We start from the raw sequence: 13,214 nt of genomic DNA, 5'->3' as shown, positions 1-13,214 counted from the left end.
CGTTCGCTGGCGGCTGGTAGTTACTGCGTACGTACGAGCAATCGGCTTGGTTGCTGTTGCCGCCGACGATTCGATCGCCTGGCGGTGGCGGGGCCGTGCCCTGGTCCCCAGCCTGCGATTTCGGCGCAACAGGTTTCGGGGCTGGGCCCGGTCGCGGGGCGGGGTGCCCGCCGCGCCCTGCGTTGAGGTCACAGTAAGGCGAGGGATCGCTACTGCAGTCGACACTGCCCCAGCCGCCGGCTAGTGCCGGTGTTGTCGCGCACAGGAACAATGCGAAAACGAGGCCGGTGGTTGTACCCGTTCTCCTTAACATGTTCCTACGTCCTGAATCGCGAAGTCGGTGATCTTCCAGGAGCCATCGACCGCTTTCTTCGCCATAGCGTTGATGTGCCTACGCCCTCCCGGGCTGTCGTTGGCCGGCTGGCCGTTGTCCGCGCGGTACTTGATCCAGCGGCTGTCATCGCCGCAGTCCACAATGTTCACCATGGTCGGATTGTCGGCGGGTTCAACGGATTCGACCGTGGGGGCGTTCTCCGGTTTCCCCTTGGTGACGAGTCCGTTGTAGTGATCGGCATACAAGCCACGAGAGATCTTCGACAGCGCTTCAGCTGTCGCGTTCTGGACCAATTTCGGCGATTGCCAGTCCGAGGTCGTCGCGGCCTCGGCCATGTCGCTCCACATGCCCAGGTAGGCGGCAGTGGCCTTCTGTTTGGCGATGTCGGCGGGCGAGGTGGCTGTGGTGCTGGGAGCGGGTGGCGGAGCCGGCGTCGTGGAAGTGGGGGTTGCGCTGTTGCCCGAGCTGCAGGCACTCAAGCCAAGTCCGGCCGCGGCGGCGAGGACGGCCAGGGCGAGGCGGGTGCTGCGGTAGTGGGTCATTACGGTCCCCCGTTTCATCGACGATCGCAGATCAGCGTGGGCGAGCCACACCGCCGTGACGCTCCACCGCAGCGGGTTCACCTCAAGAGCGACTTTCGTGGTGATGGCGCTCTTGGCAGCAGCTCTCGCGTGAAGTTCACCCGTTGGTTTGAGAGCCGGTCGGTCGGAAGAACGGGCGGGCAGGATGGCGTACAAGGTGATTCCGTGAGGGGAGGGATCGTGCAGCTGACGGCGAGCAACTGGTGGTGGGTTGGCAGCGCGGCCACCGGCGTGGTGCTCGGCGCGGCGGCGAGCGGGCTCACGCGCCGGTTCCTGCGACATGAGCGGACGCTGGCCACGACGTGGTGGTTCGGCGCGGTGCTCACGGCGGCCGTCCTGGGGTTGCTGGGCTGGTGTGTGGGAGCACGCGGCGAACTCGCCGTCTACGGGTTCGTGGCTGTGCTGGCGGTTCCCTTGGGGGTAATCGACTGGTGCGAACACCGGCTGCCCCGGGCATTGCTGTGGCCACTGCTTGCAGGCGCTATTGCGGGTTTCGCGGTGCTGTGTTTGGTCCGTCACGACCCCGGCTCGGGTGTTCGAGCGCTTGCCGGGCTCGTCGCGGCGGGTGGGCTGTTCCTGATCCTCGCCGTGACCACCGGCGGTGGTGTCGGTGCCGGCGACGTCAGCGCCGCCGCGGTGGTCGGCCTGGTGACCGGTTGGATCGGCTGGGCCCAGGTCGCCGGAGCGCTGCTGACCGCCTCGCTGCTCGCGTTGGTCATGGCCGCTGTTCCCGGCGTCCGACGCCGCGATGACGGCGGTGCCATGGTGGTGCCGTTCGGGCCATGCCTTCTGGCAGGCGCACTCTCCATGGTGCTGGCAAACGGATAGAACGCCTGTCGCCGTGTGATGCGACTCCGTGGCTGTCTGGCTCGTCATCGTTCGTCCCTACTCTTTGACAACGCGAGTTGCGGGTGACGTCCTACCGGCTGACTTGGTCTGCCAGCGGGGTTGCCGGGGTGGCGCTTGAGGGGAGGGGGCGCCACCCCGGCGGCTTCCGTCGATCCCCCGACGAAACCGACGGAGCGTTTGCTGCTTGGCAGCTAGTTGGGGAACGGCGTGACGGGCCAAACTGGGGCGGAGAGCTTGGATTCCCGCCACGCCGCGTCCGGGGCGCTGACCTCCCCGGAGCGCCAGAGCAACCGCCCGATCAGCAAGTCCCGGGTCGGCGATCACGGCTCTGGCGAGTCTCGATCACGCGTGGCCGTAATAGCCCGGAATGCAGCGAATGCCTCCGTTCCACCAGGCGCCAGTCACCCGCCATCTGATAACCGGTTGGAGATTGGTCGTCCCGGGCCCGACGCAGTAGAGGAAGAGGCCGCCCAAGATATCCTCGACGTCCAGCATCACAGTGGACCCGGTACCGCCATCGCAGTGCCGGTACTTTCCCCAGCCGAGATAGCCACATCCCTCGCTGACGGTAACGGGACCGCGATCCACTGTTTCCCTTGCCGTGGCAGCGTTTGCCGTCACACTCGACCCCGCGACCGCGAGCGCTGCGACCACTCCAGCCAGACCGAATCGAACCGCACGAGTCCGCGAAATTTCAATCATGTCCTCAACCCTCAAGAGTAATGGAAGTGAATAGCCGGACAACAAGCATCTGGCGATCCATAAGATCGATGAAATCCATCTGCGACGGTTGCCCTGTTCTGCCATTCACTATCCACCGTCGCAAGTCGGACGGGAACCCGTCAGGCGAGCACAGCGTTGTGCCGATTCTGTGTTGATCTTGTCCTGACCCTGTCAAGACGGAAGCGGTTTTCATTAGTCATGGCTACGCCCAGGCCCGAGGAGTCAACGACGCAAGCAGCGTCGAAGGACATGGTCATCTGCGGGAACGCCACCGAATCCACCGTCATGAAAGCCGCGTGCGACAGCTTTGAACTTGGCGAAGATGCGTCAGCATTCGGCGTTTACCCGTGCAAGGGGCGCACATCTGCGCTTGGTGAGGTTTACTGCGATGCGCTGATGACCAGCGAATTTGGTAACCGCTGTCGTACCAGCTGACCGCCGAGAGGGGCCTTGCGCCCACGACTGTGCCCACGTTCGCGTCGGAGGCGGGAACGAGAGTTGACCTTGGTGGCCGTGGACTCACCCGGCGTCGACGGAGCGTCTGGCGTCGATCAGCTTACCTGCCAGGTGCGTACATGCCCTGCGGTACGACCAATCCCAAGCTGCGCCAGCTTGGTCGTCGTTCTCAGTCTAGCGGGCTGAGGTGCGGACTCTAGGTGGAGGTGTTTTCTGCGTCTGCGTATGGTTTTCCGACGAGTGTTGCATCGGTAAAGACGGGCTGTCGGGCGAAGTTCGCGCCGAGGGCGATGGGGTCTTTAATGAAGGCGGCTTTGATGAAGCTGGCCTCTCTGAGGAAGGTCGCATTGGCGAAGTTGGCCTCGCGGATGAAAGTCGCCTCGCCGAACAGCGCATCACGGGCGAAGGCAGCGCGAGTAAAGAAGGCATCACTGCGGAAATGCGTGTTGCCGAAGTCTGCGCGTCCATTGAAGGCCGTTTCGACAAAGAAGGTCGAGTTGGCGAAGATCGCGCCGGTGAAGGCTGTGTCCTGAGCAAAGGTTGTGCTGTGGAAGTACGTTTCGCCGCCGAAGGTTGCTTTGCCGAACGCAGCGATCTGAGCGAAGACTATTTCGGTGAATTTTGCGGATTGACTGAAAGTTGCCTCGCGAAAGTCCGCGCGTTCTTTGAAAGCGGCCGAGGCGAACGTGGCCGCACCGTTGAAAATTGCGTTGTTGAGCCAGGCTCCTTTGGTGAACGTGGTTCTGACGAAGAGAGCTTTCCCGGTGAAGCGGGCACCCATGAGGTCTGTATGACCGCCGAAGACCGCCCTGGTGAAGTCGGTGCGACCGACGAAGGTCGCGTTTCTGAAGATGCCGGTTCCGATGAGCGCGTCGTCGAGGTTGAAGTTGATGAGGTGTGCACCGGCGAGGTCAAGGTCAAGGCGGCCCCAGTAGGCGATGTCGCGGCCGGGTTTGAGATGGTCACTGAGGAGGCGTTGTGCGGTAAGCCGGACTTCACGTTCCTGGATGAGGGCACGGTGCTGTTCACGCTGCTCGGCGTCGGCGTCGTCTGGTAGCGATTCGGAGGCTTCGTAGGGCATGCGGAGGTAGGCACAGAGGACATTGACGATGGTCTGCCGCTGGGACTCGTTGTCGTGGGCGAGGCGTTCGAGTGCATAGAGGCCGCTGAGGCGGACCGGAGCCTTGTCCGAGCCGAGCAGCTCTGCGGCTTTGAGGTAGAGCTCGGTGATCCGCCGCTCCACGGCATCCGCGCGGGCGTCGTCGGCGGTCCGCTCCTGCTGGGAGAGAGCAGCTTCGGTGGAGTGCTGCCGTCGCCACGCGAGGTACAGGGCGACCACGCCGCCGCTGCCGACACCGATGCTCAATCCGATCTTCAGCGCGTCGAGCCGGGCTTTGACCAGGTCGGCGCCGATAAGTCCAGCCGTTGCCGGCCACCACAACGCCACCACCGCCGCGGCGGTCAGCACCGCGATCACCAGCGCGGTGATCCACATCGCCGACCGGGTCAGCTCCGGCAGACGCCGCACCGACGTCGTCGGGCGGGGTGGACTGCTGGTGGCGGCTGGGAGCCGCGGGGTATCGGTCATAACCTTCATCGTCGCGGAAGGTGGCGGGAACGCTTCGTTCGCCTCTCGACCATCGGCTGGGCAGCCCGTGCAACGCGCGGTTGCGTTCAGCATTGTCGTGAATGCTTTACCGTGCCCGCAGGCAAGCGCAGGACTGGATCGGCGGGAGCGCCCTTGGCCGCCCACTGAGGTGTTCCGCGCAACGCGGCGCGTGCACGAATTTCGTGCGCTCGCGAATCGCGGAGGCTTTCCAGTATGTCGGCAGCTTTTTCGTAGGCGGTTGTGGCCTGCGGCCGAAACCCCAGGGCGAGCAGGGAGTCCGCTCGGGCGATCAGTGTGTCGGCGAGGTTCCATCGTTGCCACGGGCGCTGCCGAAGGGAGGCCGCGGCATCAAAGTGTGTAAGGGCCGCTCTATGGTCGCCTCGGCGTTGCAGGAGGATGCCGAAGCTGTGGTGCGCGAGGCTTTGGATGCCGTCGGAGTCGTGCTTCTGAGCGAGGCTCAGTGCCTCGCGCGCGGTGTCGATGGCTCGCTCGCGATCACCGGCCTCGTGGATGGCTAGGGCGAATGCTGCCTGGTTCATGACGACGCCGATGCCGTGGTCAAGTGCCTGGAACCGGTCGTCCGCCGCCTGGAAGTGGGCGATCGCGTCATCGTGCCGCTGGCTATCGGTGAGGGCGAGCGCCAAGCCGTGTGCGGTCCATGCCGCGGGAAGCTCGTCGCCGAGTTCGGCGTAGAGCTCGAGGGCTTGTGTGAGATGCGAGATGGCTTCAGATGTCCGGCCGAGGTCACGCTCGGCCCAGCCGAGGACTTGCAGGCTTCGAGCAGTGCCTGGAGCGCTTTCCGTTGTGGTCGCGGCGTCGAGCCCGTCGTTGGCGGCCACGAGCCAGTCCGTCCAGCTTCGAGTGATGGCGAAGAAGGGGAGGAACGCGGTCGGCAGGACCCATAGGAGGTCCTTTGCGAGGTGGCTGCGGGTGTTCTTCGCGATTTGCAGGGCGGTCGCGACCTCGGCCTGGCACCAGGACATCGCCTCATCGAAGCCAGGGCTGCCTTGGCCGAAGTCCGCGAGCAGGCTGTCGATCGTCGAGTCCCGCCAGTTCGGGATGAGCGAGTTGTTGGCGGAAAGCGCTCGTGCCGTGTACCACCTGAGAACCCGGTCTTGGGCCTTCTCGACGTCGCGGAGGTGCTCCTCGACCAGCGCGCGCTGGTGTGCGTATGCCCGGAGGAGGTAGTCGATGCAGTAGCGGCCGTCCGGCATGGGCGTTACCAGGTGGGCCTGCCGAAGGACCGTTAGAAGTGACTCCGCTAGGTCGGGTTCGATGTCGGCGAGCACGGCAGCGGAGTCCGCGCTGACGGTGTACGCGGGGCTGATCCCCAGCAGACGGAACAGCCGTGCCGCAGCCGGTGGCAGGGCGAGGTAGGACAGGTCGATCACGCCATGGATGTTGACCGTGGGGTCCGGCGAGGTGAAGAGGTCCAGCCGGTGGCGGTCGGTCGCCAGCTGGGCGGCGGTCTTACCCAGGGTGCTGTCAGGCCGCTGTTGGAGGTGTTCCGCGACGATCAGGACCGCCATGGGCAGCCGGCCGCAGCGCCGTACGACTGCTTCCGCGACAGTGGGGTCAGCGGCTAGCCGATGACGGCCGGCGCGGCTAGCGAGCAAGGTCAGCGCGTCGTCGAGCGGCAAGGCGGGCAAGTCGATCGACACGCCACCGGTCCGCAGCAGCAGGCTACTTTGGTGCTCGCGGCTGGTAGCGACGACGACGCTGCCGCCACCGGGCAGCAGATGCCGTACCTGGCTGTAGTCTGCGATGTTGTCGAGGACCACTACGGCGGGGCGTTCGGCGAGGATCGATCGGAACCTTGCGACCCGGACCTCGAGTGCGCCGTTCAGGTCCGCCTGACCGGCGCCCAATGCCCGCAAGAAGCCATCGAGTACCTCCTCCGGCGTCCTGGGTGTACCGGGGCCGAGACCGCGCATATCGGCGAAGAGGCAGCCGCCGGGAAACCGATCCAGGTTTCGGGTGACCCAGTGCACGGCAAGGGCCGTTTTCCCGACCCAGAAGCCTCCTTCGATCACGATCGTGTGGGCGCCACCGTTTGCCTGGCTCGCGAGTGCGTCGTCCATCGTCCGCAGGACGTCTGCGCGTCCGACGAAGCCTGGGACGTCGGCAGGCAGTTGCATCGGCTTGTCCCCGCCCGCCGAGCCTTCGGAGCGTTGTTGTTCGGCGAGGCGTTCGAGTTGCCCCTTCGCGTCGAGGACCGTGTCGATCTGGCGCACGACCTCCGGCAGAAGGCGCCGCTGGCCGTGGAGCAGCTTGGATAAGTAGCTCGGGCTGTAGCGGGCTTTCGCGGCCACATCACCCAAGCTCATTCCCCGCTCACGGCGCAGCCGGTGCACCGCCTCGGCAAAGCTGTTGATTTGTCGCATCTGCGTCTCCCCATCCGCAGAGCAATCGACCGCGCTAGACGCGAGCCGCTCTTGCCCCGCTGCGCCGGGGCGAGCCCGGACCTGCCACCTGCACTGGCGCCATTGCGGTCACCATCAACTTCCTCCGACCTTGAGGCTCGAAGCCCGCTAGCCCACCCGGGTGGCGAACTTTCTCCTCAGTTGAGGCATCGTAGGCTTGAGACTATTCTCAGGAGAAAGTTCATTTCAACTGACGAGAAAGTGATCACCCGATTGGGTGTCTCACTAGTGAAGACACAGCGGCTGTCTTGGAGGCCTGGGGTGGCAGGGCAAGCGACGCGAACGCTCGCCGCGAAGCTGAACGACCTCTTCGCGACGAAAAAGCGACCGGACGGCAAGGAGTACAGCAACGAGCAGGTCGCCGCAGCCATTATCGCTGGCCGATACGTCAAGACGGCATCTCAGAGCTACATCTGGGGACTCCGCAACGGCACGAAAGACAACCCGACGAAGGGCTATCTGCAGGGGTTGGCTTCCTTCTTCGAGGTCCCGGTCGCGTACTTCTTCGATGACGACGACGAGCTGGTGCAGCAAGTCGACCAGCAGCTGGACGCGCTGAAAGCGGAGCGCCAAAGGATGGCCAGCCTTTCGGGTGACGAGGAGATTCAGCTGCTGGCGATGCGCGCAAGTCAGCTGTCGCCCGAACGCCTAAAGCTGGTGAAGGACATGCTCGAACTCGTCTATCAACAAGAACGAGCTGAAACGCCTACGCCACCCGATGGAGGGCTTACGGACGCTTAGAGCGGCCCGGCCATAACGATCTCTGCGATGCTGCCCGAAGCCGCTGCCGCGAAGGGAGGGTACGGGTGTCAGAACGGCGCATACGCCGACAATGCCGTGAGATGCTGAGCAAGCTCGACATTCGCCCACCCCTGGACGTCACCGAGCTATGCCGTCAGATGGGCGAGATTCGCGGCAAACCGATCCGGCTGATCGCCTACCCCATCCCTGTCCCGGGTCCCTTCGGCATGTGGATCTCCACCCCTGAAACGGACTACATCCTCTTCCAGAAGGAAACGTCCAAACTGCACCAGGACCACATCGTCCTGCACGAACTCGGCCATATCCTCGGCGGTCACCAGGGCGCCCTCGACAGCGACATCCTTCCCGACGGGCTCAGCACGCCAGGCACACGATCCCTGAGCGAGCAGTACCCGGATATCGGCGACGACGCGGTGAAACGAGCGCTCCGGAGAACTGCCTACGACACCGACCACGAACGGGAAGCCGAAGCAGTCGCGACGATCATCCTCGAGTGGGCGTCCATCCTGAACATCGCGGCCCCTCGGCCCTCTGACGGCGCCGCGCGCGGCATGGACACCGCTCTCGGCGCCCGGATCGGCTGGCTATGAGCTGGCTCATCAGTGCCGCACTGATCAGCTGCCTCCTCGGCGGCCTGGTCTGGAAGGGCTATCAGCTCAGCCGGCAACCCTGGAACCTCCCCTTACAAGGCATCGTCAGCTTCCTTGCCTTCGCGCTCATCGGGCGCATCCTGCGTGACGTCGTCGGAGACGCGTCGCTGGTGCGCGGGGGCCCGGTGTGGTCCGCAGTCGCCTGGCACGCCCCCACGTCGGCCGCTGTTCTCTCCCTACTGTTCTTCTTCGATGCTGCGACGCTGCCGCGACAGGTAGCCAAACGCCGCACTCGCCGCAACCTGATGGTGCTCGTCACCGCCGAACTCGTCATGATCGGTGCTGCCGCGTCGGCACCGGCGCCACGGTCAGTTCCACACATGTCGGTCATCTACTTCGCCGCCAACCTCTTCATGGGCTGCGCGCTCGCGGCGTGCGCGGTCTCGGCACTGCGCTACGCCCGCCAGGCCGAACGGCGGCTAAGTATGGGACTTCGCGTCGCAGCCGTCGGCTTCGTCCTAGTCGCGGTGACCAGTGGAATATTCGCTGCGATAGACGTCGAGTACTGGCTCACCGGAACCCTGTTCATGAACATCATCGGCGTGAACGGGACGCTGTCGTTCACCGGCATCGTCGCGATCGTCGTTGGCCTCCTTTATCCGGCGGCCCGCATGCGACTGACCGCCATACGTATCTGGTGGCGTCAACGTCGCGCTTACCACGCACTCGGGCCGTTGTGGATGGCTCTACACCACGCGTTCCCTGAAGACGAATTTCTCCGCGCCTCCACCACCCCGTGGGACTCGCTCCGCGTCTGGGACGTACATCGGCGCTACTACCGCCGGATGATCGAATGCCGAGACGGGCTTGTCCGAATCAGCCCACGCGTGGCGAAACTCCGCGAAGACCACCCAGCCGACACACCGCTGTCAGACCTTATCGCCGAAGCGCTCCAGGGCTCCCCTGACGACCACGGTGAGCAACAGCGGGCCATCCCTCTCGCAGTCCCGGACACCAACTCAGCGCATGACGAGGTCGACGAACTCGTAGCGCTTTCACATGCCTTTGCTGCCAGACACCTAGCCATCTCAGGGAGGGCCGCGTGACCCATCACGCGATCATCGTCGGCGGCGGCATCGCGGGATCCGCAACCGCCATAGCTCTGCGCAAAGCCAACATCACAGCCGAAGTCTATGAAGCTCGGCACGACGGAGGTGACTACAGCGGAGCCGCACTACGCCTCCCACGCAACGGTCTCAACGCTTTGCGCGCCATCGACGCGCTCGACATCGTCACCGACATCTCCTACCCCGTCGCCAACACCGAACTCAGCTCAGGCACCGGCCGCCACCTCGGCACGGTCTCCTTCACCGGCAACGGACACAACGATGTCCCCCGCACCATGCCCCGCGCTCGCCTCGCCCGCGTCTTGCGCACCGCAGCCGCCGACCGCGGAGCGTTCGTCACCATGAACAAGCGCCTGATAGCCACAACTAGCCGCTCCGGCAGCGTCATAGCAACATTCGACGACGGATCCACCGCCGACGGCACCGTGCTCATCGGCGCAGACGGACTCAACTCCACAACCCGCCGGCTGGCCTTTCCCTCCACGCCAGAACCCCACTACGCCGGAACTCACCTCGTCTACGGCTACGCCCCCGCAAGCACCGCCGCTCCTCCGTCGCCGGACGCCTTTCACATCTTCTGGGGAAAGAAAGCGACATTCGGCTACACAACCGCTGCCGGCGACATCTACTGGTACGCCAACATCGCCTCACCAGAACCACTCCCCGCGGACGAACCGCGCGACATCGAAACCTGGCGCAGACGCCTCGTGAAGCTCTTTCGGCGCGACCGCACGCCAGCCGTGGACATCATCCGAGCCGCGACCGTCATCCTGCCCTCCAACACACGCACCCTCGACACCATGCCGACATGGCGCACAGACCAGGTCATCCTTATCGGCGATGCAGCCCACGCCGTGCCACCAGCTACAGAGCAAGGCGCCGCGCTAGCCCTCGAAGACGCAGTTGTTCTAGCCCAACAACTTGGCAGTCACCAAGTGGCAGCGGCGGCACTCGAAGCCTTCGAAGCCATGCGACGCGAAAGAGTCATTCGAGCTGGGGCAAGCCGCCGCAGCCGCACGACACACCGACGCGGCACGCCGCGGTGGATCGAACAGCGAAGCCGCGATCGCAGAATCGCCCAAGCAGCTCAAAGCGGCGCCATGGACCCACCAGCGTGGTTACACGAGCACCAAATCGTTTGGGACTAAGCAGCCTCAGGCACCACTATCTGCTCAATTGCTGCTGTGACCCTGCGGTGTCCTTTGCCACCGTTTGTGGGACCACGTCGCCAGTCGTGTGACCGCCGACAGCAGGCGATCCGACGAGAGAACATGTTCCTGCCCCACTGTGCGGACCGATCATGGCGACGGCGATCGAACGTCCGGTCATGCCGATGAGCGGATGGCGGACGCCACCGTTCGTTTGGGTCCGTAACGACCCGCACGGTAACGGATTCAGGTGGATTTCGCCCTGTCGAGGTTCGAGCGGATGGTCCTGGTTATGGGGTGGTCGGGGCCCAGTACCCGCTCGCTGTCGATGAGGGTGGCCTCATGCAGCGGGATCGCCCGGTCCAGATCACCCGCCGCCTGGTAGGCGTAGGCCAGGTTGTTGCGGGAGCTCAGTGTGTCGGGGTGGTCGGGACCCAGCACCCGCTCCCGGTCGGCGAGGGTGGCCTCATGCAGCGGGATCGCCCGGTCCAGATCACCCGCCGACTGGTAGGCGCCCGCCAGGTTGTTGCGGGAGGTCAGTGTGTTGGGGTGGTCGGGGCCCAGCACCCGCTCGCAGTCGACGAGAGTGGCCTCGCACAGCGGGATCGCCCGGTCCAGATCACCCGCCGACTTGTAGGCGTAGGCCAGGTTGTTGCGCGAGCGCAGTGTGCCGGGGTGGTCGGGACCCAGCACCCGCTCGCAGTCGACGAGAGTGGCCTCGTACAGCGGGATCGCCCGGTCCAGATCACCCGCCGACTCGTAGGCGCCCGCCAGGTTGTTGCGCGAGGTCAGTGTGTTGGGGTGGTCGGGGCCCAGCACCCGCTCGCAGTCGACGAGAGTGGCCTCGTACAGCGGGATCGCCCGGTCCAGATCACCCGCCGACTTGTAGGCGCCCGCCAGGTTGTTGCGGGAGGTCAGTCTGTTGGGGTGGTCGGGGCCCAGCACCCGCTCGCAGTCGACGAGAGTGGCCTCGTACAGCGGGATCGCCCGGTCCAGATCACCCGCCGACTGGTAGGCGTAGGCCAGGTTGTTGCGCGAGCGCAGTGTGCCGGGGTGGTCGGGACCCAGCACCCGCTCCCGGTCGGCGAGGGTGGCCTCGTACAGAGGAACGGCCCGGTCCAGATCACCCGCCGACTCGTAGGCGCCCGCCAGGTTGTTGCGCGAGATCAGTGTGTCGGGGTGGTCGGGGCCGTTGAGGCGTTGGTAGCTGTCGTAGGCGCGGCTGTGGTAGCCGATGGCGGTGCCGACGCCGCCCTGCCCTGCGAGGTAGCGGCCCAGATTGTTGAGCAGGCGGCTGGTCTGTGTGGTGTCGGTGTCGGGTGTGGTGTGTTGCAGCAGTGCCCGTGCGTGGGGCAGGACCGTCCGATAGGCAGGCCAGTCTGCGGGAGTGTGTGGATCCAGCTCGGTGAGGGCGTCCGACAGAAGGGTCGTGGTGTTGTCGCGGGCGGTGGCGATGTCGGTGGGCTGGCGGTGTGGGTCGGTGGGGTCGGGTGTGCGGGTGACCGCTTGAACCAGGCGGTGCACGGCGACAGTGTCCTCGGTGAGGGTGATCATGCTGTAGGCGGCCAGCCGGCCCAGCGCCTCGGACAGCTCCGGTTCCGCCACCGCACCGGCCAGCAGGTTCCGGGGGATGCCGTCCGGGGCGTACCAGGCCAGCTGCCGCAGCACCTGCCCCGCGGCTGGGGTGTCGGACAGGTGGTCGAGGGTGACGTGCCAGACCCTCGCCATCGTCCGCTGCGCGTCACCGCCCTCCGCCGTCGCGGTGAACATCTGGACCGGAAACCGTGCCAGCAACTCAAGATAGGCGGCCGGGCTGGTCCGGGTCTGCACTAGATAGGCGCCTGCCTGCTCGACCGCCAGCGGCAACCACCCCAGCTCACCACACAACCGGCCGGCGTCGGCCAGGTCCGCGTCCGGCCACTCCGACCGCACGATCCGGGTCAGCAACCGCACCGCCTCGTCCTCGGTGAGCACGTCCAGCGGCACCGTCTCCACCGCCCGCCACCCCGAGCGCTGACGACTGGTGATCACCACCGTGCCCGTCCGCACCCGCCCCAGCAACCCCGCCACATCCTGCGGACTGGTCACGTTGTCCAGCACCAGCAACCAGTCCTCATGCGTCGCCAGCCACCGCACCCCCAACGCACTGCGCTGCTCCACCGGCAGCGCACTAGTAGCGGGCTGGAGAGTTTCGGCGAGTTCAGCCAGACCGGTGTCGATCGCGGCCGGAGAATCCGCGGTAATCCACCACCGGAAGCCGAAACGGCCAGCATGCAGATGCGCGAACCGGGCCGCCAGCGTGCTCTTGCCCACCCCGCCCAAACCGTGCACCGCGACCACCGTCGCCCGCCCAGACTCGCCCAGCACCACGTCGAGCCGATCCAGCTCCTCGGAACGGCCCACGAACAATGCCGTGTCGAGAGGAATCCACGACAAGCCCGGCACCGCAGGCACCGATTCGATCGCGGGCAACGGAGCCTGCGTGACGGTGGTGTAGTTGTGCTGGATGTTGTTGTCGCCAGCCTGCACGCCCCGGCTGTTGTTCACCGCGTGCACGGGCGACACCAAGCCCCGGGATCAGGAGATTCCGGGCGCGGGGACGACTGGTTGGT

10 protein-coding genes are annotated in these 13,214 nt (G+C 65.5%); 5 read left to right on the top strand and 5 right to left on the bottom strand.

The genetic code is table 11. The features are described 5' to 3' along the window. Nucleotides 1–306: 306 nt before the first annotated feature. Nucleotides 307–1,071, bottom strand: a complete 765-nt coding sequence (locus ACIBTM_RS39315; protein ID WP_395882221.1) for a hypothetical protein — start codon at nucleotides 1,069–1,071, stop codon at nucleotides 307–309. A 9-nt stretch (nucleotides 1,072–1,080) separates the two neighbouring features. On the opposite strand from ACIBTM_RS39315, the gene ACIBTM_RS39310 reads away from it, so the two are divergent. Then, entirely contained in the window at nucleotides 1,081–1,743 is a 663-nt protein-coding gene (locus ACIBTM_RS39310) for a prepilin peptidase (protein ID WP_395882220.1), read from the top strand. Between the two features lie 363 nt (nucleotides 1,744–2,106). Here ACIBTM_RS39310 and ACIBTM_RS39305 read toward each other — a convergent pair whose 3' ends face one another. The 3 genes from ACIBTM_RS39305 to ACIBTM_RS39295 all read right to left on the bottom strand — a co-directional run bounded on the left by ACIBTM_RS39305 (nucleotide 2,107) and on the right by ACIBTM_RS39295 (nucleotide 6,936). Beyond that, nucleotides 2,107–2,466, bottom strand: coding sequence for a DUF6355 family natural product biosynthesis protein (locus tag ACIBTM_RS39305; protein WP_395882373.1), 360 nt, complete (start codon nucleotides 2,464–2,466; stop codon nucleotides 2,107–2,109). Nucleotides 2,467–3,139: 673 nt separating this feature from the next. After that, entirely contained in the window at nucleotides 3,140–4,531 is a 1,392-nt protein-coding gene (locus ACIBTM_RS39300) for a pentapeptide repeat-containing protein (protein WP_395882219.1), read from the bottom strand. A gap of 86 nt (nucleotides 4,532–4,617) precedes the next feature. Further along, nucleotides 4,618–6,936 carry a helix-turn-helix domain-containing protein gene (locus ACIBTM_RS39295; RefSeq protein WP_395882218.1) on the bottom strand — a complete coding sequence of 773 codons (2,319 nt, stop codon included), beginning with the start codon at nucleotides 6,934–6,936 and terminating at the stop codon, nucleotides 4,618–4,620. A gap of 300 nt (nucleotides 6,937–7,236) precedes the next feature. On the opposite strand from ACIBTM_RS39295, the gene ACIBTM_RS39290 reads away from it, so the two are divergent. The 4 genes from ACIBTM_RS39290 (at nucleotide 7,237) to ACIBTM_RS39275 (ending at nucleotide 10,602) form a co-directional block, all read left to right on the top strand. After that, entirely contained in the window at nucleotides 7,237–7,716 is a 480-nt protein-coding gene (locus ACIBTM_RS39290; RefSeq protein ID WP_395882217.1) for an XRE family transcriptional regulator, read from the top strand. Between the two features lie 65 nt (nucleotides 7,717–7,781). Then, nucleotides 7,782–8,327, top strand: coding sequence for a hypothetical protein (locus ACIBTM_RS39285; RefSeq protein WP_395882216.1), 546 nt, complete (start codon nucleotides 7,782–7,784; stop codon nucleotides 8,325–8,327). Continuing rightward, the gene (locus tag ACIBTM_RS39280; protein WP_395882215.1) at nucleotides 8,324–9,433 is read left to right on the top strand and encodes an MAB_1171c family putative transporter; all 1,110 of its coding nucleotides are present in this window, start codon (nucleotides 8,324–8,326) and stop codon (nucleotides 9,431–9,433) included. The genes ACIBTM_RS39285 and ACIBTM_RS39280 overlap by 4 nt, the downstream gene beginning before the upstream one ends. Then, complete coding sequence (locus tag ACIBTM_RS39275; protein ID WP_395882214.1) at nucleotides 9,430–10,602, top strand: FAD-dependent monooxygenase; 1,173 nt, start codon at nucleotides 9,430–9,432, stop codon at nucleotides 10,600–10,602. Before ACIBTM_RS39280 ends, ACIBTM_RS39275 begins: the two co-directional genes overlap by 4 nt. A gap of 246 nt (nucleotides 10,603–10,848) precedes the next feature. On the opposite strand, the gene ACIBTM_RS39270 is transcribed toward ACIBTM_RS39275, so the two are convergent. Then, complete coding sequence (locus tag ACIBTM_RS39270; protein WP_395882213.1) at nucleotides 10,849–13,158, bottom strand: tetratricopeptide repeat protein; 2,310 nt, start codon at nucleotides 13,156–13,158, stop codon at nucleotides 10,849–10,851. Between the last annotated feature and the right edge of the window lie 56 nt (nucleotides 13,159–13,214).

Source organism: Amycolatopsis sp. NPDC049868 (genome assembly GCF_044461365.1).
GTDB lineage: Bacteria > Actinomycetota > Actinomycetes > Mycobacteriales > Pseudonocardiaceae > Amycolatopsis.
The sequence above is the reverse complement of the archived record's forward strand: the minus strand, read 5'-3'. Positions and strand labels throughout refer to the sequence as shown.

Excerpts from the sequence above, each read along its gene's own strand:
- ACIBTM_RS39305 (WP_395882373.1), bottom strand. The coding sequence starts at position 2,466 with ATGATTGAAATTTCGCGGACTCGTGCGGTTCGATTCGGTCTGGCTGGA.
- ACIBTM_RS39300 (WP_395882219.1), bottom strand. The coding sequence starts at position 4,531 with ATGACCGATACCCCGCGGCTCCCAGCCGCCACCAGCAGTCCACCCCGC.
- ACIBTM_RS39295 (WP_395882218.1), bottom strand. The coding sequence starts at position 6,936 with ATGCGACAAATCAACAGCTTTGCCGAGGCGGTGCACCGGCTGCGCCGT.
- ACIBTM_RS39280 (WP_395882215.1), top strand. The coding sequence starts at position 8,324 with ATGAGCTGGCTCATCAGTGCCGCACTGATCAGCTGCCTCCTCGGCGGC.